The sequence below is a fragment of the Pseudobacter ginsenosidimutans genome (genome assembly GCF_007970185.1).
Classification (GTDB): Bacteria; Bacteroidota; Bacteroidia; order Chitinophagales; family Chitinophagaceae; genus Pseudobacter; species Pseudobacter ginsenosidimutans.
The window spans coordinates 1,229,426-1,255,146 of record NZ_CP042431.1; the positions used below are offsets into that span (position 1 = coordinate 1,229,426).

The 25,721-nt window shown below is 47.7% G+C and carries 20 protein-coding genes; 12 read left to right on the forward strand and 8 right to left on the reverse strand.

Annotation, left to right across the window (positions count from 1 at the left end):
• The first annotated feature begins 128 nt into the window (after positions 1-128).
• Positions 129-1,457 carry a Y-family DNA polymerase gene (locus FSB84_RS04925; RefSeq protein WP_130542620.1) on the forward strand — a complete coding sequence of 443 codons (1,329 nt, stop codon included), beginning with the start codon at positions 129-131 and terminating at the stop codon, positions 1,455-1,457.
• Between the two features lie 8 nt (positions 1,458-1,465).
• On the opposite strand, the gene FSB84_RS04930 is transcribed toward FSB84_RS04925, so the two are convergent.
• Positions 1,466-2,386 (reverse strand): DUF72 domain-containing protein, encoded by a 921-nt coding sequence (locus tag FSB84_RS04930; protein ID WP_130542619.1) that lies wholly within the window; start codon positions 2,384-2,386, stop codon positions 1,466-1,468.
• A gap of 136 nt (positions 2,387-2,522) precedes the next feature.
• Between FSB84_RS04930 and FSB84_RS04935 the strand changes: the two genes are divergently transcribed.
• From FSB84_RS04935 to FSB84_RS04945, 3 genes are read left to right on the forward strand one after another with little or no spacing between them, the layout of a single operon-like run.
• Complete coding sequence (locus tag FSB84_RS04935; RefSeq protein WP_225979979.1) at positions 2,523-3,071, forward strand: RNA polymerase sigma factor; 549 nt, start codon at positions 2,523-2,525, stop codon at positions 3,069-3,071.
• A gap of 6 nt (positions 3,072-3,077) precedes the next feature.
• Entirely contained in the window at positions 3,078-3,476 is a 399-nt protein-coding gene (locus FSB84_RS04940; RefSeq protein WP_192909899.1) for a hypothetical protein, read from the forward strand.
• Between the two features lie 26 nt (positions 3,477-3,502).
• Positions 3,503-3,718 carry a hypothetical protein gene (locus FSB84_RS04945; protein ID WP_130542617.1) on the forward strand — a complete coding sequence of 72 codons (216 nt, stop codon included), beginning with the start codon at positions 3,503-3,505 and terminating at the stop codon, positions 3,716-3,718.
• Positions 3,719-3,779: 61 nt separating this feature from the next.
• On the opposite strand, the gene FSB84_RS04950 is transcribed toward FSB84_RS04945, so the two are convergent.
• The 4 genes from FSB84_RS04950 to FSB84_RS04965 form a co-directional block, all read right to left on the reverse strand.
• Positions 3,780-5,165: a deoxyguanosinetriphosphate triphosphohydrolase gene (locus FSB84_RS04950; RefSeq protein WP_130542616.1), complete on the reverse strand. Its 1,386-nt coding sequence runs from the start codon at positions 5,163-5,165 to the stop codon at positions 3,780-3,782.
• Between the two features lie 29 nt (positions 5,166-5,194).
• Complete coding sequence (locus FSB84_RS04955) at positions 5,195-6,523, reverse strand: DEAD/DEAH box helicase (RefSeq protein ID WP_130542615.1); 1,329 nt, start codon at positions 6,521-6,523, stop codon at positions 5,195-5,197.
• A gap of 256 nt (positions 6,524-6,779) precedes the next feature.
• On the reverse strand, positions 6,780-9,251 hold the full coding sequence (locus FSB84_RS04960; RefSeq protein ID WP_130542614.1) for a TonB-dependent receptor: 2,472 nt from the start codon (positions 9,249-9,251) through the stop codon (positions 6,780-6,782).
• Between the two features lie 314 nt (positions 9,252-9,565).
• Positions 9,566-12,976 (reverse strand): methylmalonyl-CoA mutase family protein, encoded by a 3,411-nt coding sequence (locus tag FSB84_RS04965; RefSeq protein WP_130542613.1) that lies wholly within the window; start codon positions 12,974-12,976, stop codon positions 9,566-9,568.
• Between the two features lie 649 nt (positions 12,977-13,625).
• On the opposite strand from FSB84_RS04965, the gene FSB84_RS04970 reads away from it, so the two are divergent.
• The 6 genes from FSB84_RS04970 (at position 13,626) to ispG (ending at position 20,792) form a co-directional block, all read left to right on the forward strand.
• Positions 13,626-14,450 carry an amidohydrolase family protein gene (locus FSB84_RS04970; protein WP_130542612.1) on the forward strand — a complete coding sequence of 275 codons (825 nt, stop codon included), beginning with the start codon at positions 13,626-13,628 and terminating at the stop codon, positions 14,448-14,450.
• A gap of 77 nt (positions 14,451-14,527) precedes the next feature.
• Positions 14,528-16,093 carry an alpha,alpha-trehalase TreF gene (treF, locus tag FSB84_RS04975; protein ID WP_130542611.1) on the forward strand — a complete coding sequence of 522 codons (1,566 nt, stop codon included), beginning with the start codon at positions 14,528-14,530 and terminating at the stop codon, positions 16,091-16,093.
• Between the two features lie 27 nt (positions 16,094-16,120).
• Complete coding sequence (locus tag FSB84_RS04980) at positions 16,121-16,945, forward strand: penicillin-binding transpeptidase domain-containing protein (protein WP_130542610.1); 825 nt, start codon at positions 16,121-16,123, stop codon at positions 16,943-16,945.
• Positions 16,946-17,083: 138 nt separating this feature from the next.
• A complete protein-coding gene (locus FSB84_RS04985) occupies positions 17,084-17,998 on the forward strand; it encodes a VWA domain-containing protein (RefSeq protein WP_130542609.1) in 915 nt (304 codons plus the stop codon).
• Entirely contained in the window at positions 17,995-18,621 is a 627-nt protein-coding gene (locus FSB84_RS04990; protein ID WP_130542608.1) for a tetratricopeptide repeat protein, read from the forward strand. The genes FSB84_RS04985 and FSB84_RS04990 overlap by 4 nt, the downstream gene beginning before the upstream one ends.
• A gap of 173 nt (positions 18,622-18,794) precedes the next feature.
• Positions 18,795-20,792: a (E)-4-hydroxy-3-methylbut-2-enyl-diphosphate synthase gene (ispG, locus tag FSB84_RS04995; RefSeq protein ID WP_130542607.1), complete on the forward strand. Its 1,998-nt coding sequence runs from the start codon at positions 18,795-18,797 to the stop codon at positions 20,790-20,792.
• Positions 20,793-20,868: 76 nt separating this feature from the next.
• Here ispG and pheS read toward each other — a convergent pair whose 3' ends face one another.
• The gene (pheS, locus tag FSB84_RS05000; protein ID WP_130542606.1) at positions 20,869-21,897 is read right to left on the reverse strand and encodes a phenylalanine--tRNA ligase subunit alpha; all 1,029 of its coding nucleotides are present in this window, start codon (positions 21,895-21,897) and stop codon (positions 20,869-20,871) included.
• A 68-nt stretch (positions 21,898-21,965) separates the two neighbouring features.
• Here pheS and FSB84_RS05005 point away from each other — a divergent pair, with 68 nt between their 5' ends.
• Positions 21,966-23,102, forward strand: a complete 1,137-nt coding sequence (locus FSB84_RS05005; RefSeq protein ID WP_130542605.1) for an arginase family protein — start codon at positions 21,966-21,968, stop codon at positions 23,100-23,102.
• A gap of 24 nt (positions 23,103-23,126) precedes the next feature.
• Complete coding sequence (gene dacB, locus FSB84_RS05010; RefSeq protein WP_130542604.1) at positions 23,127-24,515, forward strand: D-alanyl-D-alanine carboxypeptidase/D-alanyl-D-alanine endopeptidase; 1,389 nt, start codon at positions 23,127-23,129, stop codon at positions 24,513-24,515.
• Between the two features lie 85 nt (positions 24,516-24,600).
• Here the strand turns inward: dacB and FSB84_RS05015 are convergent, their stop codons facing one another.
• Together FSB84_RS05015 and FSB84_RS30920 are read right to left on the reverse strand one after the other, a co-directional pair.
• On the reverse strand, positions 24,601-25,071 hold the full coding sequence (locus FSB84_RS05015) for a nucleotidyltransferase (RefSeq protein WP_207234292.1): 471 nt from the start codon (positions 25,069-25,071) through the stop codon (positions 24,601-24,603).
• A gap of 3 nt (positions 25,072-25,074) precedes the next feature.
• A complete protein-coding gene (locus FSB84_RS30920; RefSeq protein WP_207234291.1) occupies positions 25,075-25,539 on the reverse strand; it encodes a hypothetical protein in 465 nt (154 codons plus the stop codon).
• Positions 25,540-25,721: the final 182 nt, after the last annotated feature.

A 25,721-nucleotide genomic window follows, 5' to 3' on the forward strand; every position in this document is an offset into this window, starting at 1 on the left:
CGCCTTTTTGAAGATACTGCCAACGAGCAGCCATTACCATTAAGCCTCCTATGAGAGAAGTGAGCAGCTCTTACCGTTCCATGAGTTGCTCATTATCTCTCCCTTTCATCATCAGCAATCATTGAAGTATGAGAACAGCAGCAGCACCTGATCTTTTCACCGCCATTCCGGGTTCCTACGGAATGAAAGCGATCGTGGACTGCAACAGTTTTTACTGTTCCTGCGAAAGACTGTTCCGACCGGACCTCCGGAACAAGCCCGTAGTAGTGCTCAGCAACAATGATGGCTGTATTGTTTCGCGAAGTGATGAAGCCAAAAAGTTCGGGGTGAAAATGGCAGGTCCGTATTTTGAAGCAAGGCCACTGATCCGCCAGTTCGGGATCACAGCCTTCTCTTCCAATTACAACCTGTATGGCGACCTGAGCTGGCGCGTGATGGAAACATTGCGTATGCTGGTTCCCTCGGTGGAAGTATACTCGGTGGATGAGGCCTTCATTGACCTCAGTCATGTACCATACGATCAACTGGAACAAACAGCAATGCACATACGTAAAACAGTAGAACAATGGACAGGAATATCCGTTTCGATAGGGGTAGCGCCAACAAAAACGCTGGCCAAACTGGCCAATTATATAGCGAAGAAAGACAAGCAGGCTTCGCAATGTGTAACCGTAACTGCCACCAGGGAGGAGCAGCTCAGGATGCTGCAGTCTACCAGGGTGGAGAATATCTGGGGCGTAGGGTGGGCCTACGCGGAAAAACTCATCAACCAGGGGATTATCAGTGCCTGGGACCTGAGCAATATGCCCGAAGAATGGGCTCACCGGCACCTGGGTGGTGTGAATGGCGTTCGACTGATCCGCGAACTCAATGGCATCCCCGGGAAAGAGATGGCAGCGCCCCTGACCAGCAAGAAAATGATCGCTACTACCCGTATGTTTGGGCAACCCGTAACGGAACTGAATGATGTTCGGGAAGCCATCGCCACCTACACTTCAAGGGCAGCAGAGAAATTACGCAGGCAGCACAGCGCCGCCAAAACCATCAGCATCTTTCTCGTTACCCGCGAAGAAAATCATATGACCAGTTTCAAACGGGGCGCAACCCTGCATTCTCATATCACACTTCCTTCCGCTACCGCTGTTACGCAGGAGCTGATCAAAGCAGCCGTGCAACAGGCAGAACAATTGTTCAGAAAAGGAAAAGTGTACAAGAAAGCAGGTGTGATGCTCAGCAATATCGTGCCGGATGATTCTATCCAGGGCAATCTCTTCTCCCCTCCTTCGGGTAATGAATACCGTTACCTGATGGATGTGATAGACAATGTGAACTTCAGTATGCGCGATGATGTATTGAAGTTTGCCGTTACAGGCACGACGCGCGACTGGAAGATGCGGCAGGAGTTGCGGAGCAAACGCCATACCACCCGATGGGAAGAGTTATATGAAGTGAAATAGTAGCATCGTCAAAACATACTTATCTGAGAACTACCGGGAGCAGGCTGTATGAATTGTGGCTTCGGAATATGAAGCCCGCTTACAGCCTCCATCCTTCCGGCAAAATATTCCACCATCTCCGGCGCCATGATCTCTTCCGGCGTATGCATGAAGAACCAGATCTCTTCCAGACCCTGATCCAGCCATCGTTTCAGCCTGTCGGCCCATCTATCCAATCGAACCGGATCCGTCGGCCCCATACCATGCCCCACATAACGGATGAATGTTTTTGGTAAAGTCAGCTCCATATGCGCACAATCCCTCCTGCCGGATGTATCGGTGATCACAGCGCCGATCTTCATTTCACGCAATGTATCAAAGAGATGTTTTTTCGGCGCGCCGGTTAGCCAGTCCGGGTGGCGCACTTCCAGGAAGAAGGTTAGATCAGTAGGCAGAGACTTCAAATAATTGAACAGCTTTTGCTGATTAGCGGGAGAATGTTTTTCGCTCAATTGTAGAAAGATGGGGCCAAGATGCTCACCAAAAGCCAGGATACCGCGGAGAAAAGAATCGGTGGGCTCATCTACGTTATTGAAGCCGCTGTAATGACTGATCAGTTGTGGCACTTTCGGACAGAACATGAAATCCCGGCCTTCCGCTTTCGCGGCCCATTTGGCAATGGTTTCCTCGCCGTAGATCTGATAATGCGTTGCGTTGAACTCGATACAATTGAAATGCTTCACATATTCATCCAGGAAATCCACTTCTTTTGTTCCCTTCGGATAGATCTTATTGATCCATTGTTTGGGCCCACGGGTGGCGCATCCCACATAGAGCAACGGCTTCGGAGCCGGCTTACCGGGCAGGACAAGCGCATTCCCGGGAGGATCGGGAGGAAGGCTGAAATCAATGCTATTCACTTCATTTTCAGGAACTTTGCCAAAATGCATAGACCATGTTTTCGTTTGCAAAACTAGTAAAACCGGTCATTCCAGATTTTTTTTCTGAATTTTAAAATATCCTGTCGCCAGGCCCGTCTACCTTTCTATACAAAGCATGGAAGAGAGCCTGACGATATCAACCATTATGCCGGCTGAACGCAAAAGAAATATAACGCAGGTCATTAATGACTACAGCAAAAGACTGTTTGGCTTCATCCGTAAACGGGTGAAGAATGAAGCGGATGCGCAGGATATTATGCAGGATGTGTTCTACCAGTTCGTGGGCAATACACAACCCATCGAACAATTATCAGGATGGTTGTTCACTGTAGCAAGGAATAAGATAACAGACAGTCAACGTAAACACAAGCCAGCCAATTTCAGCGACCTTTATTCTGATGAAGAGCAGGATGATATCGACGGCTTCTCTGAATTGCTGATGGATACCGGTGATGATCCGGAAAAAGAATATCTGCGCACTTTATTCTGGCAGGAACTGAACACTGCGCTGCAGGAATTGCCGGAAGAGCAGCGGGAGATCTTTATCAAACATGAGCTGGAAGGCGTAAGCTTCAAAGAGCTTTCAGAAGCAACCGGCGAACCCGTAAACACGCTGATCAGTCGCAAACGCTATGCAGTACTGCACTTGCGTGAAAGGCTGAAAGCGCTTAAAGAAGAACTTTTAAATTATTGACAGAATATGAGACGAAAATCGAAAGTCGGCAAAGTAATAGGAATACTCCTCTGTGTGGTATTGTTTGCCGCATTGTTCACCTTCATCGTGATGAGCTTGTGGAATGCGATCCTTCCCGCAGTGATCGGAGTGAAAGCCATCACATTCTGGCAGGCGCTCGGTATCCTCATCCTTTCCAAGATCCTCTTCGGCGGATTTGGCGGCGGCCACAAATGGAAAGAGCGCGGCGGTCAACGCTGGAAAGAAAGAATGATGAGCAAGTGGGGTAATATGACCGAAGAAGAAAAAGAACAATTCAAGAACTCCTGGGAAGCCAGGTGCGGCAGACCCTGGAGACGCCCATTCGGCGGCCAGCGCTTTGAAGAGAAGAAGCCCGAAGACAGCCGCGAAGCTGGTGCCGAATAAATCTTCAATCCCCAAAAAACCATATTATGGAAGTGCTGGTGTTCAAAACAAGTGTCCAAAACAAGAACAATGTTCAATCGGTCAGTGCGGCCCTGGATGCATTAACCGGTGTTCTGAAATGGAACTTCGATCTGCAGGATGCAGACAATATCCTTCGCGTTGTAGCCAATGATGTATCGCCCCGGAAAGTGGAGCTGACGCTACATTACGCAGGATTCACCTGTGAGGAATTACCTGATTGAGACGCAGGAAAGCACTCTACTCAATGCAATGCCAGGCGCATTGCATTTTGCTGTTGAAACACTATCGCAGTTGCGGCATACTGATCCCCGTGATCTTCCTGTAAATATCCACTGCAAATAAATCAGTCATACCGGAAATGAAATCCACCACCGACTGAATATCGTAATACAATTTTTCTGGCTCGCCCGTTACTACAAACTGAGGAGAGATCAACTGTAATACTTTTTTCGCCTTCGCAGATTTCTGTTCAATGATCGCCTCAAAGAATTCTTTCAGCAATCCACCAATCACATTATAGCCGGCAATTTCTATTTCCACCACCGAGCGATGATTGTAGATATGCTTCACGGAATAATCATCGATATGTTTGATGAGCGATAATTCATCATCGCTCAGATAATCGATCAAACTCTTTTCCAGGCTGCCTTCCAGCAGTTCTTTCTCGCGTTCCATGAACACCTGACAAATGCGGTTGATCAGCAGGTTGATCAGTCTTGCGCGGAGGAAGCTCACTTTCTGATTATCGTCTTTGATCTTCTTCAGAGAGCTTTCCACTTTTTCCTTCGATTCATATCCTTCTCTGGCATCGAAGAAAGAGAGGAAGAGTTCTTTGATGGTATCGAGAGAAATGATGTTGAGGCGGTGTGCATCCTCAAAATCGATGATACGGTAACAGATATCGTCGGCAGCTTCCACGATATACACGAAGGGATGTCGCGCATATACATTGGCGTTATCTGCTCTCTGCGGGATCTGCAGAGCAGTTGCAATCTGCTTATAGGTTTCGATCTCGGAATCGAAGAAACCGGATTTCTTGGTAATGAGCTGTTGCTTGTTGAATCCGTTCAAAGAATCAGCAGGATACTTGATGATGCTGGCCAGTGTGGCATAAGTAAGCCTGAAGCCACCGGGCGCATCTTCATTGAAATGATGCGTGAGCGTTCTGAACGCATTGGCATTGCCTTCAAAGAATAAGAAATCCCTTTGCTGATTGGGTGTGAGAAAGGCTTCAAACTTTCTTTTCGCATCTCCTTCCAGATCGCGGAAAAAAGTGCGGATGGCATCTTCGCCGGAATGGCCGAAAGGAGGATTGCCGATATCGTGTGCGAGACAGCCGGCGGCGATCACGGCCGACAATTCATATTTGTAGAATTCGCGGAAATCTTCGCTGTTACCTGGATACTTATCTGCAATAGCATCGCCAACAGCCTTTCCCAGGGAACGCCCTACTGACGCCACTTCCAGGCTATGCGTGAGTCGATTGTGAACAAACACGGGACCGGGCAGGGGAAATACCTGCGTTTTGTTTTGCAATCTCCTGAAAGCGGATGAAAAGATGATACGGTCATAATCGCGCAGGAAGGAAGTTCGTACGGCATCGTTGTTGCCGGAAGATTTGTTCTCTGATCCTGTACGTTTATTGCTGTAAAGGGTTTCCCATTTCATGTATCGGAAAGGCGTATGATGTTCTGGAACTATTGTTTGGGCTGTTGCGGTCGCGGACTTTTATTGGATGCATGCTGATGCTGACCGCCGCCGCCCTGGCGATTACCTCCGCCATTACGATTGCCACCGCCACCACCTTTGCGATTGTTGTTACCGCCACGCCATTTGCCGCCACCTCCGCCTCCGCCGCCATTTCTCTTTTTATTGCGCGGGCGGTAATCCGGTGTTGGTCCCAGTTCTGCCGGCACCATTCCTTTGTTCACGGTACGGCCGATCAGTTCCTCGATAGCAGCAAAACGGTTCTGTTCCTTTTCACTGATGAAGGTTATGGCTGCACCATCGGATTCTGCACGGGCAGTACGACCGATGCGATGCACATAATCTTCACCATCATGAGGAACATCGTAATTGATCACGAGGTCGATATTATCGATATGGATACCACGGCTAAGTATATCCGTAGCTACCAGTATGGGGATCCGACCGCTGGTGAATTGCATCAGCACATCTTCGCGGGCAGCCTGTTCCAGGTCCGAGTGGATCTCGGATGCGGGGAGTTTAGCGCGGCGAAGATCGCGGGTGAGATTCTTTACATTCTGCTTGCTGGAGCAGAAGATCAGGATCATTCTGCAATTGGTATGCTGCAGCAGATGCAGTAGCAGCGCAGGTTTCTGAGGCTCATATACTACAAATGCCTCCTGCACGATCTTATCCGGAGGACGAGAAATAGCGATGTTCACTTCTTCCGGGTTATGCAGGATTTTTCTTGCGAGCGAGCGGATCTTCTCGGGCATGGTAGCAGAGAAAAGCAGTGTTTGCCTTTTCTCTGGCAGCTTGCCGATAATGCGCATGATATCGTCATGGAATCCCATGTCCAGCATGCGATCGGCCTCGTCCAGCACCAGGAATTGCAGTCCATCCAGTTTTGCATAGCCCATGTTCAGGTGAGCGATCATTCTTCCGGGCGTGCAGATCACCAGGTCAACTCCTTTTGAGAGGGCCATCTTTTCATTCGAAAAGTTATTACCATCGTTACCGCCATAGATGGCGATGGAACTGATATTGGTGAAATAGCTCATGCCTTCCAGATTTTGTGAGATCTGAATGGCAAGTTCGCGTGTAGGAACGATCACGATGGCATTTACCTGGCCGTCGTTACTATGCTGTAATAATCTTTGTATGATGGGAAGCAGGAATGCTGCAGTTTTGCCTGTTCCGGTCTGAGCAGAAGCAATAAGGTCGTGACCTTTCAGAATGATGGGGATTACTTTCTCCTGGATGGGAGTTGCCTCTTCATAACCGGTTGCCTCGATACTTTCAATCAGACTGTCGTCTAAACCAAACTCTGTAAACTTCAACTTATTAGCGTTAGGTGAATAAAGTCAATTCTGCATAAAGATACATAATTGCCGCATCATGGCTGTAGGTGGTGGCTTACAGCCGTTTCTAGGGTGTTTGGGTAGGGAATCAGGTTCGGTACAATCGCTGGCCAGACAGGGCCAATGCCTGCCACTGGTGGGACTGGGAGTGGCTGGCAGCTCTCAAATAAAAGGCCGTCCCGCATGGGACAGCCTTCCTTTTACACATTTTAATATGACGAAACTAACAAAAACCTTATTGCTGGCCGCCTCCGAGACCACCGCCCTGTGTAGTTACACGCTTATTCTCATCTTCCAGACCACCTTTACGCTGGCGTGCAGCTTTCACGGTATTGCTGCCGAAGCGGTAAGTGAAGTTCAGTTTCAACTGACGGCTTTCCCAGCTTCCCCAGGCAGTAGTGGTTTGTCCTGCATAGCTCGGACTGGTCCCTCTCCACTTCATCGTTTTGAAGATATCACTTACAGAAGCTTTCACAGTACCTTTTCCTTTCAGAACGGTTTTGAGCAGACCCGCATCGATACTCCACATCTCTCCGCTCTTGAATACACCCTGCCAGATGGATGGTGAAATGTAGAGGCCAGTCAGCTCACCTGTCCAACCTTTTCCTAAACGAAAAGTATTTTGTGCAAAGCCGGTCAATGCCCATGCATCGAGATCGATCTTCTTGCCTTCGCCCATGTTCGCCTTGTATTTGGAGTAGTTACCATTCACATTGGCAAATACAGTATACCATTTATAGGTGAAAGGATAACTGATGTTCAGGCTTACCACATCCTGTGTAGCCAGGTTTTCCTTCATCATGAAACTCTTGCTGGTTTCGATGGTATCGATGGGAGAACCAAATACGTCACTGATATGGCTATAATTCAAAGTAGCGGTGAGCGTGTATTTGTAGATATAGGTCATGCCTATGCTATTGGTATATTGAGGACGCAGCTGTGTATTACCCTTCATGTAATTGTACTCATCGATCTTGAACTCGAAAGGATTCAGGTCCTGGTAAGCGGGGCGGTCGATACGCCTGCTGTACGTGAAGGTCCACTGGCTCATCGGGTTCTTGTTGAAGGTAAGCGATGCACTGGGGAAGAAGTCTGTGTAGTCGCGTGTGAAAGAGGAGTCGTAAGGTTTGAACACACCTGATCCCTCATCCAGTTTTCTTCCAATGCTTCTGCCTTCAGAATGCGTGTTCTCCATCCTCAGACCTGCCTGGAAAAGTATGCCACCCTTGAATTGCCTGTTGTAATTCACGTAAAGGGCATTTACATTTTCCTTATAGTTGAAATTGTTGCTGCGGGCAGAATCAAGATGTTTGGCGCTGGAGATTACGTCGTACCTGCGGAAATCATTTTTCGTTTCTACAATAGAACCTTTGCCACCCACGCCCAGTCTTCCTTTCAGGAAATCCTGCTCATAATCGATCTTCAATGTATAGATATCGATATCAGTGGGCGCCACCATATTGTAAATGGCGTTATAGGTAGGCACTCCTTCGGGCGTCAAATAATAGTTCGGCTGGAACTGGTCACTGGTAATACGATACAAGCCATAGTCAGCATCGATATTGAGCTCGCGTTTGGCCGTATCGGCATAACGGTAGTTCAGGTTGAAATTTGCATTGTCTCTTTTTCCATCTGTGGTGTTAGCAACATCCAGCAATTTCACCGGCTCTTTGACGGATGCATCAGTGATCACGGTGCGGCCGGGATTACGGAGACCGTAATCACTCAGTGCGCCATTCACCATTACGCCAATAGTGCTTGTTCTGCCCAGTGAATAATCCATACCAACTTTGAAAGTATGGGATTCGTTGCGGCTGAACATTTTGGAGTGCTGTTCAAATGTTGTGTCTTCCTGGGCTCTGTAAAGATTGAACGGACTTTCGTTCTTGTTCTTATTGTAATTATAGTTACCAAAGAGGTTGATATTCCTGTCCCGGTGGTTCAGCGAAAATCCTCCATTATATTTTGGATATACACCCTGATTGTATCCCGCCGTTACAGAACCGTTGGTGCCATATGCCTTGTTCTTTTTCAATTTGATATTGATGATACCGGCATTACCTGCTGCTTCATATTTGGCAGAGGGATTGGTGATGATCTCGATGGATTCTACAGAGGACGACTGCAATGTTCTGAGGTAGTCGGCCAGCTCTTTTCCGGCCAGCGGTGTTGGACGTCCATCTACATATACCTGTAATCCGCTCTTTCCACTGAGACTGAGGTTATCATCTTTATCGATCATAACTCCCGGTGCTTTGCGCAGCAATTCAAATGCATCCTGGCCTACCGCATTCACACTGCTCTCCACATTCAGGATCATTTTATCTGCACGCACTTCCAGCACTGGTTTACGGGCGGTCACTACAGCTTCCTTCAGGTTGCCGGTAACTTTATTCAGCACGATGTCCGGTGCATTTACATCCCCCGCCCCGCTCACTTCAAATTTTGCGCTGTTCTGTGTTGTATGACCAACGAAAGTGGCATTCAGGAAGTAAGTGCCGGCAGGAATGCTTTCAAATGAATAATTCCCTGTTGCATCGGTTACGCTCAATTTGGCAACAGAGGAATCTTTTATCTTCTTTAATAATATGGTGGCTCCGGCAAGGGATTTGCCCTGATCGTCTTTCACAGTTCCTTTGATTTGCTGCGCCTGTGCGAAGGCTGATAAGGAAAGCACAATGATCGCAGTCAATAGTAGCGTTCTCATGAATTGATTGTTTCTAATTTAGTCGACAAAAGTACTCGGATGTTACAGGCAAGTTTCCTGTGCTACACCAACGGCAAATGATCCTTACCAGTGGCTACGCATAGAGAATAAATATTGCACGCGCAACTATTCAACAGAAATTTCACCGATTTGTTTATCGTCGTAACATTGACGGGTACTGTGTTTGCTGCCGCAAAAGAGCATATACCGGTAATCATTAACCGAAATAACAACTGTTAGCATTCAGCAACAAAAACAAGAAGGGCAGGAACTTATACCGTCCTGCCCTTAGGATATTTTCAGTAAAAACCAGCTTACATATTTCTGCGGTATTGGCCACCTACTTCATACAAAGCATGCGTGATCTGCCCGAGAGAGCAGAATTTTACCGTCTCCATTAATTCTTCAAAAAGGTTTCCATTGTTCATGGCCACTTTTTTCAACCTGTCCAGCATTTTCTCAGATTGATTTTCGTTCCTTTTCCAGAAACCTTTGAGATTGGAGATCTGCTGTTCCTTTTCTTCGGTGGTGCTGCGGATCACTTCCTGAGGCACTACGGTAGGACTTCCTTTCTTGTTGAGGAATGTGTTCACTCCAATGATAGGCAGCTCACCGCTATGTTTGAGGCTTTCGTAGTAAAGGCTTTCTTCCTGGATCTTGTTGCGCTGGTACATGCGTTCCATGGCGCCAAGAACGCCGCCACGTTCAGTGATGCGGTCAAATTCTGCCAGTACCGCTTCCTCCACGATATCCGTCAGCTCTTCGATTATGAATGAGCCCTGGATAAAGTTTTCGGTCTTTGCAGAGCCGAGCTCACGGTTGATGATGAGCTGGATGGCCATTGCCCTGCGCACGCTTTCTTCTGTTGGCGTGGTGATAGCTTCATCATATGCGTTGGTGTGAAGGCTATTACAGTTATCGTAAATGGCATACAGCGCCTGCAGGGTGGTGCGGATATCATTGAAGTCGATCTCCTGCGCGTGCAATGAACGTCCGGAAGTCTGGATATGGTATTTGAGTTTCTGGCTTCTGTCGTTCCCTTTGTATTTGTTCTTCATCGCCTTGGCCCAGATCCTTCTGGCAACGCGACCGATCACACTGTATTCGGGGTCCATACCATTGCTGAAGAAGAAGCTCAGGTTCGGTGCGAAATCATCGATGTTCATACCGCGGCTCAGGTAATACTCCACATAGGTGAAACCGTTAGCGAGGGTGAAAGCGAGCTGCGTGATAGGATTGGCGCCGGCCTCAGCGATATGGTAGCCGCTGATGCTCACACTGTAGAAGTTGCGCACTTTGCGGTTGATGAAATACTCCTGTACATCGCCCATCAGCTTGAGCGCAAACTCGGTACTGAAGATGCAGGTGTTCTGCGCCTGGTCTTCCTTCAGGATGTCTGCCTGAACTGTTCCGCGCACCTGGCTGAGTGCTTCAGCTTTTATCTTCTCATAAATTTCGGCAGGCAGCACTTCATCGCCGCTCATGCCGAGTAATTTGAGACCAAGACCATTATTGCCTTCCGGCAGTCGCTCGGGCGCTGATGGATTATAGTAAGATGGTTTGGGAGCGTGTTTGAATTTCATCACCAATTTCTGATCCACTTCAGACCAGAGGTTATTGGCGGTAATATATTTTTCGCATTCCTGGTCGATGGCCGCATTCATGAAGAAAGCCAGAAGGATCGGAGCGGGACCATTGATGGTCATGCTCACAGAGGTTTTGGGATCACAGAGATCGAAACCGCTGTAGAGTTTTTTTGCATCGTCAACAGAAGCGATGCTTACACCGCTGTTACCAACTTTACCGTAGATATCAGGACGATGAGCCGGGTCTTCACCATATAAGGTAACGCTGTCAAATGCAGTGGAGAGGCGCTTTGCGGGCTGATCTACCGAAACATAGTGAAAGCGTTTGTTGGTTCTCTCGGGGCCACCTTCACCGGCGAACATACGCGTGGGATCTTCGCCCTGGCGTTTCAATTCGAATACACCTGCTGTGTAAGGAAATTCTCCGGGAAGATTTTCCACAAGCTGCCAGCGGAGGATATCGCCCCAGTCCTTATAACGGGGAAGCACAACCTTGGGAATGCGTGTGCCGCTGAGCGAGGTGGTGGTCAGTGGTTGCTTGATCACTTTGTCTCGCACCTGGTATTCGAAGAAATCAGCTTTGTATTTTTTTTCTGTGGCGGGCCAGGATTCGATGAGTTTTTTGCATTCAGGATGCAGTTTCTCTTCGAAATTCTTGTAGATCTGCTGCAGATCGGCAATATAGCTTGCGTTACCGGCTGCATCCATCACACCTTTCAGCTGATAGAGTTTGGTAGCGATACCGGATTGCTCTTTCACCCATTCATCATAACTGCGGTTGTTCTCTGCGATCTCGGAGAGATAACGTACACGGTTAGGTGGAATGATGAGACTCTTGGTGGTAGTATCCTTGGTATGTGCATGCAGTTCGATGGAACCGAAGGAGATGCCTGTTTTCTTTTCGATACTCACCATCAGTTTTTCGAAGAGCTCGTTCACACCCGCATCATTGAACTGGGCTGCGATGGTGCCTACGATGGGCAGGTCTTCATCCTTGGCAGTCCAGAGCTGGTGGTTGCGTTTGTACTGCTTGCGCACATCGTGTAAGGCATCGAGTGCGCCTGCCTTGTCGAATTTATTGATACAAACCACTTCGGCGTAGTCCAGCATATTGATCTTCTCCAGCTGTGAAGCAGCGCCATATTCGGGCGTCATAACGTACATGCTCACGTCGCAGAAATCGAGGATGCTGGCATCGCTCTGGCCTACGCCGGCAGATTCCAGGATGATGAAATCGAAGCCAGCGAGCTTGCACACGTCGATGGCTTCCTGAACGTGCTCACTGAGGGCAACATCGCTTTCGCGTGTGGCGAGTGAGCGCATGTAGGCGCGGGGATTGCTGATGCTGTTCATGCGGATACGGTCGCCGAGCAATGCGCCGCCGGTTTTCTTTTTACTGGGATCCACAGAGATCACAGCGATGGTCTTTTCCGGAAAAGCGTTTAGGTATCGGCGTACGATCTCATCCGTAACGGAACTTTTACCGGCACCACCGGTACCCGTGATACCGAGCACAGGTGATTTTTTGTTGGGATCGGTTTTGCCGGCAGTGCCATTCAAAACCTCCCTGCCATTAAGCCCGCTCTCGGCGAGTGTAATGGCGCGTGCAATGCGACGAATGTCTTTAGCCTCTCCGAGTGGCGCTTTGCCATTCCATTTCTCGGGAGCTTTCCAGTAAGCTGGTGTGTTTTTGGATTTCTCAGCGGGGGCGGGCGGAAGGGAGCATTGATCGATCACATCCTGGATCATGCCTTCCAGTCCCATTTTACGGCCATCATCCGGACTATAGATCTTGGTGATGCCATAATGATGTAGTTCAGTGATCTCCTGGGGCAGGATGGTGCCACCGCCGCCACCGAAGATCTTGATATGGCCGCAACCGTTCTGGTCCAGCAAGTCTTTCATGTATTTGAAGAATTCCACGTGGCCGCCCTGGTAGCTGGTGATAGCGATTCCCTGAACATCTTCTTCAATTGCACATTCTACGATCTCAGCCACAGAACGGTTATGACCCAGGTGGATGATCTCAGCGCCTTTGGCCTGCATTATCCGGCGCATGATATTGATTGCAGCATCATGACCATCGAATAAGGAGGCAGCCGTAACGATACGGACTTTGTTTGTGGTTATATTATCCATAGCAAGTAAGCATTCACGAAAATGCGTAGCAAAGTTAGGCGAAAAAACTAATGGGCGTTAGTGTTTTTTCAGGGATGAAATAAAAACTAAGTTTAATATCATATACATTCAAACAGTCCATGTACCTGTCCTCCATCCTGGTCCAACCGATTTTGGATAATTGAAAAGTTGTTTATTGTCGCCAGAATTTTCTACCATTCATCATTGGGCTCCCATGCAATTCCACTGATGAAAATTCAGCAGGATCAAACCTGGCCGCAATCTCATCTAACTTACTATCGATCCAGTAACATTGTCTCTCAAAGACACTGATACCTGCCAGTACAAATGAATTTGTTCCGGATCAGATACAGTACCTGATTCATCAGCATATAAAAGATTCATGAAGAAACGACTAGTGGGATAAAAAAAGACAGTCAAGGAGAAACCAGGTTCTCGCGGCCATAGAAGGTATGACCTCTCGACTGTAAAACAAAGTTAGCGATAGTGTGATATGCGGCAAATCTTTTGCAGAACAAAATCGATTAATCATGAGTGGAATCAAGAAATGATGCATAACTCGCTGATATTGGCACACTTTCACTGCCATTTTCCTTGTATCTTAGTGATTCCTATTCAGTATTGGTTTTGAAAACTTAAATTTCATTCCATGACCATCGATTCACACGTTCATTTCTGGAAATTCAACCGCACGAGAGACGCCTGGATCACAGACGACATGAAGGTTTTGCAGCAAGACTATCTCCCCGAACATTTCAACCTCACGCTCAAGCGCAACGAAATTGATGGCGTGGTAGCCGTTCAGGCCAGCCAGGAAGAAGTGGAAACCCGCTTCCTCTGCGAGCTTGCCAAAACGCATCCGTCCATCATGGGCGTGGTGGGATGGATCGATCTGCAGGCAGATAATGCAGAAGAAAGACTGCAACATTTTTCCCAATATCCCGAGATCAAAGGTTATCGGCATATCGTACAGGGAGAACCGGACGACTTCCTTCTCAACGTAAACTTTCAGCGTGGCATCCGTGCACTGCAGCCATTCAATTACACATATGATATTTTAATTTATCCCAGGCAATTGCCGGCAGCCATCGCCTTCGTGGAAGCCTTCCCGGATCAGCGTTTCGTGATCGATCATTGCGCAAAACCAGTGATCAGGAAAAAGGAGATCGATGACTGGGCATCACACATGAACACTATCGCAAAGCATCCCAACGTTTATTGCAAGTTGTCTGGACTGCTCACCGAAGCCAACTGGAAAGAATGGAGTGCAGGTGATTTTTATCCTTACCTGGATGTAGTGTTCGATGCTTTCGGAACCGATCGACTAATGTTCGGCAGCGACTGGCCGGTGATCCTCCTCAGTGGCATGTATGTGCAATGGAAGAGCCTGATCGAAAAATACATGGAGAAATATCCACAGGAAGAGAAGGAAAAAGTGATGGGACAGAACGCGCTCGATTTTTATAGTTTGTAAAGCCCGCCCAATGTTCGCCGGAAGGCGAGCGACTGGCGGTCGCAAAATAAAAATTCAAATCAGCTAAACGGCAGGTCATGAAAAGATCGGTACTTATTCTTTTCTTCTCATCATTTATTGCTGCAGTCTGCGCACAGCCTGTATCTCCTGACAAACTTTATGGAGAGCTCTTCCGGGAAATCCAGATGAAGAAGGTCTTCGAAGATGGTAAAACCTTTGTGGACTGCATTCCCAAACGCAGTCCTGCTGCTATCATGCATGACTACACGAAAGCAAAAGGTAAGAACTTCGATCTGAAGAAGTTTGTGACTGATAATTTTGAACCGCCTTATACACCGCAACTCAACTATATCCAGCAGGAGAAAGATATAATGGCCCATATCACCAATGTGTGGAGCCTGCTGCGAAGAGAGCCGGACAATCCTTCCGAAGGAAGCTCACTGCTGCCGCTTCCCTACCCATACATCGTGCCTGGTGGCCGTTTCCGCGAGATCTATTACTGGGATGCCTACTTCACCATGCTTGGTTTGAAAGAAACTGAACAAACCGCCCTGGTCAGGAATATGGTAGATAATTTTGCTTATCTCATCAACACTTACGGACATATTCCCAATGGCAACAGGTCTTATTACCTCAGTAGATCGCAACCTCCCTTCTTTGCATTGATGGTAGACCTGCTGGCAGAAATTCAGAGCGATACGGTGTATGCGTCCTTTTTGCCCACGCTTGAAAAAGAATATGACTTCTGGATGGCAGGAGCCGCTAAACTCAAGCCAGGAGAGGCTCACAGACGCGTTGTAAGAATGCCGGACGGCAACCTGATGAACCGCTACTGGGATGATCAGAATACTCCCAGACCTGAAAGCTATCGCGAAGATGTGGAAACAGCCAAAAAAGCGAAAGGTAATAAAGCCACGCTCTACCGTAATCTCCGCGCCGGTGCAGAAAGCGGAATGGACTTCAGCAGCCGCTGGCTCGCCGATGGAAAGAACCTTCACACCATTCAAACCACCAACTATATTCCTGTTGACTTGAATACGCTGATCTATAAACTGGAGCTCGGCATCTCACGCGGCAAGCAATTGACAGGACAGGATTCACTCGCCCAGGAGTTCCGCAAAAAAGCAGACAGGAGGATCATTGCCATCGACAAATATTGCTGGAACAAGAACCAGAATTTTTATACTGACTATAATTTCGTTACTAAAAAAGTCAGTAACATGATCACACCCGCAGGCATGTACCCATTCTGTTTGTTCAACCGCAAACTGGATTACATGAGCCTGCTCGCCCGTAAAGCCGCCATTGTGGTCAGAACGAATCTCCTCAAAGATGGCGGCGTACTCACCACCGCTAACAATACTGGTCAGCAATGGGATGCACCGAATGGCTGGGCGCCGCTGCAATACATGACTGTCTGGGGATTCCAGCGATGCGGGCAAAGAGAACTGGCCAGGGAGATCGCACAGAAATGGACCATCCTCAATACTGATGTGTACAAACGTACAGGCCGCCTCATGGAAAAATACAATGTGGTGGACACAAAACTCGAAGCAGGTGGCGGCGAATACCCGGGTCAGGATGGATTTGGCTGGACCAACGGTGTTTTTTTGAAACTCGTGTCCATGTACCTGCCAAAGTAGTTTACCTTTGCGAAAAATTTTGCAGCGATGATACGTAGCGTTTCCGCTTTTCTATTGATGGCTCTCGCCTTTGCCGCCTGTTCACCCAACAACGTAACAGAAGACAAATCCCTGGAAAAATATTTCAAGGATAATAAGGTAACCGGCAGCTTTGGCATGTTCGATAATGGTCAGGGACATTTCACCCTTTCCAATATTTCGCAGTTCACAGACAGCATGTATCTTCCTGCATCCACTTTCAAGATCATCAATTCGCTTATCGGTCTGGAAACCGGCGCCGTACAGGATTCCGCCAGCATCATTCCCTTCGACAGCACCCGTAGCTACCGTGCAGAATGCAAGGGCGACATGAATATGTACAACGCATTCCGTATCTCCTGCCCCAACTGGTACCAGGAACTGGCAGATGAGATCGGAAAACCCGCCATGCAGAAATGGCTGGACACCCTCGGTTACGGACAACGCAAAGAAAGATTCGTGATCGGAAATAATCTCGATACATTCTGGCTCGACAATTCCGTGAAAGTGACCGGCGATGAACAACTCGGCCTGGTGAAAAAGTTATATTTCGATCAGCTGCCTTTCAGCAAAAGATCGCAGCGCATCGTTCGCAATATGATGCTCTGGGAAAATAACAGCAATTACCAACTGGCCTACAAAACCGGCTGGGGAACTGACGAAAACCAGCACCAGATCGGCTGGATCATTGGTTGGATCGAAGAGAACAAGCACCCTTATTTCTTTTCATTGCAGGTAAAATCACCTGATGCCAAAATCGATATGCCGGCAGTTCGTCTCAATATCCTCAAAGGTATTTTAGCTGAATATGGGTTCATGGATGGCAAGAAGTAAAAACAGGCATAGTTTTAGCTTTATCATTCCATCAGTTTATCCTATATTAACCCCGTGCTCAGATTCGAACATATAAACTATTTGACAGGTCTCTTTGCGCTGATAGCGTTGGGGGGCCTGTTTGCATTTGCGCTCTTCATGAAAAAAAGAACCGTGAAGAAGATCGGTGATGAAAGGCTGGTGCGAGAGCTCACCCGCAAATACTCCCCTTTCAACTTCCTGTTCAAGTTTCTGTTGATTGCTGTCTGCCTCACCGCCATCATCTTTGGCGCAGCCAATCTCCAGATGCCGGGCGCAGAAGATGCGGTATCACGTAAAGGCATAGACGTAGTTATCGCAATGGACGTAAGCCGCAGCATGCTGGCTGATGATATCAAGCCCAACAGACTGGAACGCGCACGTCAACTTGTTTACAAATTGATCGACAAATTCCCGGATGATCGCATCGGCCTGGTGGTATTCGCGGGCCATGCTTACCTGCAGATGCCACTCACAACAGACCATGCCGCCGCACGCATGTATGTACAGCAGGCCAATCCTTCCATCGTGGCGGCTCAGGGAACTGTGATCTCTGAAGCCCTCCGCGTAAGCAACAGGGCATTCAACAGTAAAGACAGGAAATTCAAATCCATCATCCTGATCACTGATGGAGAAGACCATGATGAACAGGCAATTCCCATGGCACAGCAGATCGCCGGAGAAGGTGTGATGATCAATACCGTGGGCATCGGATCGCCGGAAGGTTCCCCCATCCTCGATCCTTCCACCAATGATTTCAAGAAAGACGCCAATGGCAATACCGTTATCTCCAAATTGAACGAACCCGAATTGCAACAACTGGCAGCCAATACAAACGGCATCTATGTTCGTCTTTCGGAGCCTGATGATGCTGTAACAGCATTGGATACACAACTCGATAAAATAGAAAAAACAGCCACCGGGGATAATTCATTACGCGAATACACCAGCTATTTCCAATGGTTCATCGCGTTAGCATTACTCTTCCTGATCGGAGAATTCTTTTATCCTGAACGCAGCTTCAAAACCGCATGAAACAACTGATCACCATAATCATCTTTGTAATTTGTTCCAACACCTTGCTGGCGCAGACAGAGAATAGCGCCATCCGGAAAGGCAATCAACTTTACAAGAAAGGCAAGATCAGTGATGCGGAAAAAGAATATTCGAAAGCTGTTCAACAGAATCCTTCGAACTCCACCGCCAATTTCAACCTCGGCAATACCCGCTTCCGGAAGAATGAATTCGCAGAAGCCGAAAAAGACTTCAATAACAGCCTGACCAATAATCCGGACAATTCGCAGCTCCGGCAAAAAAGCCTGTACAATATGGGCGTATCGCTTTCCAAACAAAAGAAACTGCTGGAAAGTATCGACGCCTACAAAAAAGCGCTGCGCCTCGATCCCAATGATGAAGACACGCGCGTGAACCTGCAGAAAGCGCTGGAAGAACTGCGGAAACAACAGCAGTCGCAAAAACAACCGGAAGACAAACCCAAACAGCAGCAAAAAGACCAAAAGCAAAAACAGGAACCGAAGACCAATAAGAAACGCCTGGAACAACAACTCAAGTCGCTCCAGCAAAAAGAGCAGGAGATCCAGGAAAAAATGCAGCAAAACCGTTCCAGGTCGGGATCTCAGCCTGAAAAAGACTGGTAGAGACACTCTGAGTGCCGCCACTCGCCTGCCTCTGGCGAGTTAGTTATATTTGATCGCCTCTGCCGAACACAGTGCTCGCCGGGAGACGAGCAAATACAAGTCACTCGCGGGGACGCGAGCGACGGCCACCCTCCGATATTTCATTACCTTTGTACCCACAATTTGAAAACCTCATGCAGCTTTACTGCGACTCATTAACAGAATACAAGAGAATCAAGACCGTAGAAGTGAAGATCGGCGACCTCCTCCTGGGAAACGGTCACCCGATCCGTGTACAGACCATGACCACCACGGATACGATGGACACCATCGGCACAGTAGAGCAGACCATCCGCTGCATTGAGGCCGGCGCCGAACTGGTGCGCATCACAGCTCCCAGCAAAAAAGAAGCAGAGAATCTCCTCAACATAAAGAATGAATTACACAAACGCGGCTATCACACGCCGCTTGTAGCCGATATCCACTTCACGCCCAATGCCGCTGAAATAGCAGCCCGCATCATTGAGAAAGTGCGCGTGAATCCAGGCAATTATGTTGATAAGAAGAAATTTGAACAGATCGATTATACCGATGCCGAATACGCAGAAGAGATCGAACGTATCCGCGACCGCTTCACGCCACTGGTGAAGATCTGCAAGGAATACGGAACAGCCATGCGCATCGGCACCAACCACGGCTCACTCAGCGACCGTATCATGAGCCGCTACGGCGATACCGCCAATGGTATGGTAGAATCAGCTATGGAGTTCCTGCGCATCGCACGCGCTGAAGATTATCACAATATCGTGCTCAGCATGAAGAGCAGTAATCCCCTGGTGATGGTGCAGGCTTACCGCCTCCTGGTGCAAACCATGAACAATGAATTCGGTCTTATCTACCCCTTACACTTAGGGGTAACCGAAGCCGGCGATGGAGAAGATGGCCGCATCAAATCAGCCATCGGTATCGGAAGTTTATTGGAAGATGGGATCGGAGATACTATCCGCGTATCGCTCACGGAAGATCCGGAATTCGAGATCCCCGTTTGCCAGGACCTGGTAAAAAGATATACAAAACCTGCATCCGCTTCATTTGAAGTGCCGCCCGTTGAGAAGCTCAGTTATGATCCTTTCTCCTACGCGCGGAGAGACAGTTTCGCCGTTGATAATATCGGCGGCAAACAGGTGCCGGTAGTGGTCGCTGATCTCAGCAGGCTGGACAATATCACTCCGCAACACCTGCAGAGCATCGGCTACAACTACGACGCCAATACAGACAAATGGAATATCAATGATGCCGCTGCCGACTATGTTTTCACCGGCAACAATGTGCTCGACTTCCATTTGCCCGGCACACTCAAAGTGATCGTTTATCCGGATGCACTGGCCAATGCCAATGATCCATCCAAATATTTCCCCATTTTCAGCGCCGCTGAATTTGCCGATTCACCCCATCGTAACCGACACCTGAATTTTGTAATGGTGGATTGCTATGGAAGGCCCGAGCAGGTGCTGGACCAGCAACAGGATGGGACCTGGGCCAACGATGCATCAGTAGTGCTCTGTCTCAGCAGTACCCGCAAGAACGCCATGCAGGCCGTACGTCGCATGTTTGTGGAGCTGCACCAGCAGAACATCAAGAATCCGGTTGTATTGATCACTGACAGTAATGGACAAACGCCGGACGAACATCTCATTCATTTTGCTACAGAAACAGGTGCGCTCCTGCTTGATGGTTTGGGAGATGGTATTTGCCTGGGCTATGGCGCCAATGCAAAGAAGGAAAGCCTTCAAACCAATGGCCGCACTTATCTGCCGGTAAAGGATCATAACCAATGGACGAACAATATTGCTTTCTCCATATTGCAGGCAACGCGTACGCGTATCTCCAAAACAGAATACATTTCCTGTCCGAGCTGCGGCCGTACATTATTCGATCTGCAGGAAACAACGGCTAAGATCCGATCTGTTACCAACCACCTGAAAGGTGTGAAGATCGCCATCATGGGTTGTATCGTGAATGGTCCCGGCGAAATGGCGGACGCGGATTTCGGTTATGTGGGAAGCGGCCCCGGCAAGATCACGCTGTATAAAGGAAAAGAAGTGGTAAAAAGAAATGTGGACAGCGCCATTGCCGTGGAAGAGCTGATCAACTTATTGAAAGAAAACGAAGCCTGGGTAGAACCGGCATAGAAAATACTCAAAAATAAAAGCGGCGATCTGCACAAAACAGATCGCCGCTTTTTATTTTGAGGGATGAACTATCCCGCTAAGTGATCGGCGTAAACTGATTCAGGAACCGCACATCATTCTCACTGAACAACCTGATATCATTGATGCCATATTTCAGCATCGCTGGTCTTTCGATCCCCATACCGAATGCGAAACCTGTGTATTTATTCGGATCGATCTTACAATTCTCCAGCACTTTCGGATGCACCATGCCGCATCCCAGGATCTCCAGCCAGCCGGTGCGCTTGCACACAGCACAACCTTCGCCATGACAGATCAGACATTGAACGTCCATTTCTGCACTGGGCTCGGTGAAGGGAAAGTAGCTGGGACGGAACCGGATCTTGATATCCTTTCCATACATTTCCTGCACGAAGAAATAAAGTGTTTGCTTCAGGTCAGCGAAAGATACGTTCTCATCGATATACAATCCTTCGATCTGGTGGAAGAAACAATGGCTGCGTGCACTGATAGTCTCGTTGCGGTAAACGCGGCCGGGACAAACGATGCGCAGCGGCAATACGCCTTTCTCCATGTTGCGGATCTGGGTATTGCTCGTATGGGTACGCAGCACCCAGTCAGGGTTCTGCTGGATATAAAATGTATCCTGCATATCGCGTGCAGGGTGGTTTTCAGCGATATTGAGGGCGGTGAAATTATGCCAGTCGTCTTCAATCTCCGGACCTTCAGCAGTAGAAAAGCCGAGACGGTTGAAGATACTGATCACATGATTCAGGAATAAATTGATCGGATGGCGTGTTCCGAGTGTAAGTGAATCACCGGGAAGGGTTACATCGATAGAAGCGGCCTTTTGTGATCCTCCGCCCAGCTGCTCTTTCCAGTTTTCATATTTTCCTTCAGCCAGTTGTTTGAATTCGTTCAATACCTGTCCGAATTCTTTTTTCTGGTCTGCCGGAACATTCTTCATTTCAGCGAAGAGGTTCTTGACAATACCTTTGGTACCTAAGAATTTTATACGGTAGGCTTCCAATGAATCGGCTCCATTGGTGGGGGTATTTTCAATCTCCAGCTTGTAAGCTGCGATCTGTTGTAACAATTGCTCCATGTGGCAAAGATAAGAAAGTAAGGGCGCTGGCCGATATCAATTTCCAACTTTCGGTTTATATTGCAGCCATGTCGGATATATTGAACATAAGTGACTTCCTGGAACCCATCAACCGGGCCATGCTCTCACTGGACGAGGATTATAAGGATGGACAGTTTGGCAAGATCATTGACGTTTATGAAGAAGCGATGCCCGAACTGGAACTGGCAGACATCGTGCTGGTGGGCTGCGGAGACTCCCGCGGGGCAGGCATCAATATTCACAGCACAGATTCCCCGGATACCATCAGGGCTGAATTTTACCAGCTTTTTTACTGGCATACGGATGTCCACATCGCCGATGTGGGTAACGTAAAACGCGGCGCCTCCCTCAACGATACCTATGCCGCCCTCAAAACCGTGGTGAGCGCCCTCACCTCCGCAGGCAAACTGGTGGTGATACTCGGAGGCACACACGATCTTACCATGGCGCAATACCGCGTGTATGCAGACCAGGAACAGATCATCGAAGCCGCCTGCGTGGACGCTCTCATCGATCTGGATATCGATAGCCGTCAGCGCGACAAAAATTTCCTCATGGAAATGCTCACCGGCGAACCCAATTTCATCAAGCATTATAATCATATCGGATTCCAGAGTTACTATGTCCACCCGCGTATGCTGGAAACTATGGACAAGCTCCGGTTCGATTGTTTCCGCGTGGGTCATATCAAAGAAGCCATCGAAGAAATGGAACCGGTGATCCGCAATGCCAAACTCTTCAGTTTCGATATAGCAGCCATCGCACATGCATTCGCCCCAGCCAATGACATTACCCCCAACGGCTTCAATGGCGAAGAAGCCTGCATCCTCATGCGATATGCAGGGCTTAGTCCAAATATAGACACCGTGGGCATTTACGGCTATATGCATGAGAAAGACCGCGACAATCTCACTGCCAAACAGATCAGCCATATGCTCTGGTACCTCATCGATGGACGCAGCCGCGGACAACGTGAAGCGAAACTCGAAGAAAAAGAATCCTTCAACGAGTTCACTATCGCTTTTGCAGAGATCGAAACTGTTTTCCTCCAAAGCAAACGCACTGGTCGCTGGTGGATGCAATTACCCGATCAGCAATTCATCGCCTGCTCCTACAAAGACTACCTGCTGGCCAGCAGCAACGAGATCCCGGAACGCTGGCTGCGCGCGCAGGAAAGAAGCTAAGTCAGAATTTGCTATATTGGTGTTATGAAAATTAGTCTCTGGAGCTTCCTGGCCATAGCCCTGTTCGCATCTGCCTGTACCAGTACACGCCCCATTACCCAGGGCAGCGCTGTGAAGCAGGATTACGTAGCAGAACACCTGCTGAACGATTCCACTTTGCAAAACGCTCAGGTAGGTGTTGCCGTTTATGATCCGGCAGCAGGTAAGTACCTGTACAGCTACCAGGCTGAAAAATATTTCACACCCGCCAGCAATACCAAATTGCTCAGTTGCTATGCAGCCATGAAATATTTGGGCGATAGCATTGTTGGACTTAATTATTTCGAGAACGATACCGCTATCTTTTTATCGCCAACCGGAGATCCTACCTTACTGCATCCTGATTACAAACAACAACCTGTGATCAGTTTTCTGCAACAGTCGAAAAAGAATCTTTACATCAATCCTCCCAAATGGAAAACCACCGCCTGGGGCGAAGGATGGAGCTGGGATGATTATGCAGATGATTACATGGTAGAACGCAGTGCATTGCCTGTATATGGCAACGTAGTAGAATGGGTGCAGGAGAACAACGATACCACCGGCAGCAGCAATCCTGATTTTGTTCCATCGCCCAGTATTTATTCCAATCCCGAAGTGAACTGGAAGGTTCGCTTTACAGAAGATACTTCACGCCGCTTCCGCGTTGGCCGCGAGCTGAATGCCAATACATTTTTTATCACGCAGGGACTCGAAAAAAAAGCATCGAGGTATGTGCCTTTTGTGACCAATGGCATACAATCCGCACTGGAGCTCATTCCTGAAGTGATTGGAAAAGAGATAGCAGAAACACCACCGGCTACACGAAGGAGGTTCGATCGTGCGGGTGGTATACAATTGCTCGGCGTCAACAGTATTTTGTCGCAGCCCCTGGATTCCATGCTGAGACCGATGATGCACCGCAGTGATAATTTTTTTGCAGAACAATGTTTGCAGATGGTGAGCTATGAGCTGTTCAGGGAATTCAATGAACAGAAAGTGATCGACACCATGATGAAAACTGTGCTGAACGATCTGCCGCAATCCCCCGCCTGGGCGGATGGCAGCGGACTGAGCAGAATGAATCTTTTCACACCCCAGGATTTTGTAGTGCTGCTGCAAAAAATGGAAAAGGAGTATGGGATGGATCGATTGAAAAATATCCTTGCCACAGGTGGTACCGGAACTTTGAAGAATTACTATCTCTCAGACAGCGGATATATTTATGCCAAGACCGGCACGCTCCGTGGAGTAGTGGCACTCAGCGGTTTCCTGATGACAGAAAAAGGTAAGACACTGATCTTTTCTATATTGGTGAATAATCATAATGGAAGTTCGGTGGCAATCAGGAGGAAGGTAGAAGGATTTCTAACGGAGATCAGGAGAAAGAACTAACGCAGTTTCCTATCAGGATTTCTGGTTTTTCCTCTCAATCTGATAGGAAAAGAAAGTAAAATTGATAGGAAAAACTCATCACACTCTACTTCTTACCATTTTTACTTTTCCCCTTCTTTTGAAGTGAAGCAATATCATTGATATCTTGCAACCTTCCTGACGCTTCTTTATTTTTAATAAAATCCTGAAGACCGATATAGGTTATAATGAGTCCATCGAGATCAACCTCTTCCTTGTTTTTATAGGCATCTTTAAAGTCTACTCCATCAATTGAATTCAAAATATCGATTCTAAGTGGAGGATATCCGATTTGAGTCATATAACCCTCTTTCAGAAAATCATCTTTCGTAAATCCCTGTGCGGACAATCCAAATTCTTTAAGCACATCTAACATCTTATCCGCATTCTTCTTTGAAATCCCGATCCAAATATCAAGGTCTCCGGTATGACGTGGCTTTCCGTGAAATGCAAGGGCATACCCGCCTACCACCATGTACTGAACTCCGTGTTTATTTAATAATGCTACAAATTCTTCAAAGTCCTGGGCAAGAATCATGAGTTAGATTTTTCTTTTTGAAACGGCAGCCTTATTCAACTTTGCACCGGGTTGTAATGATTGAGATATTATGAAGGTGACAGCAGCTGCCCTTTCTTTCACTGACCGGGATAACCAATAATCGAGATCTTCTTTCGATTGATCAAAACTATGGAGTTGTCTCTTTTGAACTACTGGTACCATTCTAAAGGTTGATTTGGTAGCTATTGGTTTTGTAATGACAGGCATTCTTTCAATTCGCAAATCCTCAGTTTCGAATGGCTTTTTTGCTTTGGAAAGATAGTTGTTGATAGTATTGTAACTATACTCGGGATAGGAAGCAGTGAAATGCTTCAAATTTGAATACACTTCAAAGTTGTCTTTGCTTCTTAATTTCCAGAAAGCAAGTATTACCCTTCTGCCTTTATCGTCTGATTTTGACATATAACAAATGTACAAAACGACAACTATTGTAACAATATTTGTCATATTATTTTTTGATCAGATTTTTTTGATCCACATCAACTCCACCAACCACCCAACCCTTCCCAATCTGCCCCCGTACAATAAAACAGCATAAAGCAGCGGAAAATAATCCGACCTTTAAGAAGCAATATTGCCCGGGTTGGATCGTTCAATAAGGGTAAATTCCCTCCGGCTGCTGCATAGCA

Excerpts from the sequence above, each read along its gene's own strand:
- FSB84_RS04925 (WP_130542620.1), top strand. The coding sequence starts at position 129 with ATGAGAACAGCAGCAGCACCTGATCTTTTCACCGCCATTCCGGGTTCC.
- FSB84_RS04930 (WP_130542619.1), bottom strand. The coding sequence starts at position 2,386 with ATGCATTTTGGCAAAGTTCCTGAAAATGAAGTGAATAGCATTGATTTC.
- FSB84_RS04935 (WP_225979979.1), top strand. The coding sequence starts at position 2,523 with ATGCCGGCTGAACGCAAAAGAAATATAACGCAGGTCATTAATGACTAC.
- FSB84_RS04940 (WP_192909899.1), top strand. The coding sequence starts at position 3,078 with ATGAGACGAAAATCGAAAGTCGGCAAAGTAATAGGAATACTCCTCTGT.
- FSB84_RS04945 (WP_130542617.1), top strand. The coding sequence starts at position 3,503 with ATGGAAGTGCTGGTGTTCAAAACAAGTGTCCAAAACAAGAACAATGTT.
- FSB84_RS04950 (WP_130542616.1), bottom strand. The coding sequence starts at position 5,165 with ATGAAATGGGAAACCCTTTACAGCAATAAACGTACAGGATCAGAGAAC.
- FSB84_RS04960 (WP_130542614.1), bottom strand. The coding sequence starts at position 9,251 with ATGAGAACGCTACTATTGACTGCGATCATTGTGCTTTCCTTATCAGCC.
- FSB84_RS04965 (WP_130542613.1), bottom strand. The coding sequence starts at position 12,976 with ATGGATAATATAACCACAAACAAAGTCCGTATCGTTACGGCTGCCTCC.
- FSB84_RS04970 (WP_130542612.1), top strand. The coding sequence starts at position 13,626 with ATGACCATCGATTCACACGTTCATTTCTGGAAATTCAACCGCACGAGA.
- treF (WP_130542611.1), top strand. The coding sequence starts at position 14,528 with ATGAAAAGATCGGTACTTATTCTTTTCTTCTCATCATTTATTGCTGCA.
- FSB84_RS04980 (WP_130542610.1), top strand. The coding sequence starts at position 16,121 with ATGATACGTAGCGTTTCCGCTTTTCTATTGATGGCTCTCGCCTTTGCC.
- FSB84_RS04985 (WP_130542609.1), top strand. The coding sequence starts at position 17,084 with ATGAAAAAAAGAACCGTGAAGAAGATCGGTGATGAAAGGCTGGTGCGA.
- FSB84_RS04990 (WP_130542608.1), top strand. The coding sequence starts at position 17,995 with ATGAAACAACTGATCACCATAATCATCTTTGTAATTTGTTCCAACACC.
- ispG (WP_130542607.1), top strand. The coding sequence starts at position 18,795 with ATGCAGCTTTACTGCGACTCATTAACAGAATACAAGAGAATCAAGACC.
- pheS (WP_130542606.1), bottom strand. The coding sequence starts at position 21,897 with ATGGAGCAATTGTTACAACAGATCGCAGCTTACAAGCTGGAGATTGAA.
- FSB84_RS05005 (WP_130542605.1), top strand. The coding sequence starts at position 21,966 with ATGTCGGATATATTGAACATAAGTGACTTCCTGGAACCCATCAACCGG.
- dacB (WP_130542604.1), top strand. The coding sequence starts at position 23,127 with ATGAAAATTAGTCTCTGGAGCTTCCTGGCCATAGCCCTGTTCGCATCT.
- FSB84_RS05015 (WP_207234292.1), bottom strand. The coding sequence starts at position 25,071 with ATGATTCTTGCCCAGGACTTTGAAGAATTTGTAGCATTATTAAATAAA.
- FSB84_RS30920 (WP_207234291.1), bottom strand. The coding sequence starts at position 25,539 with ATGACAAATATTGTTACAATAGTTGTCGTTTTGTACATTTGTTATATG.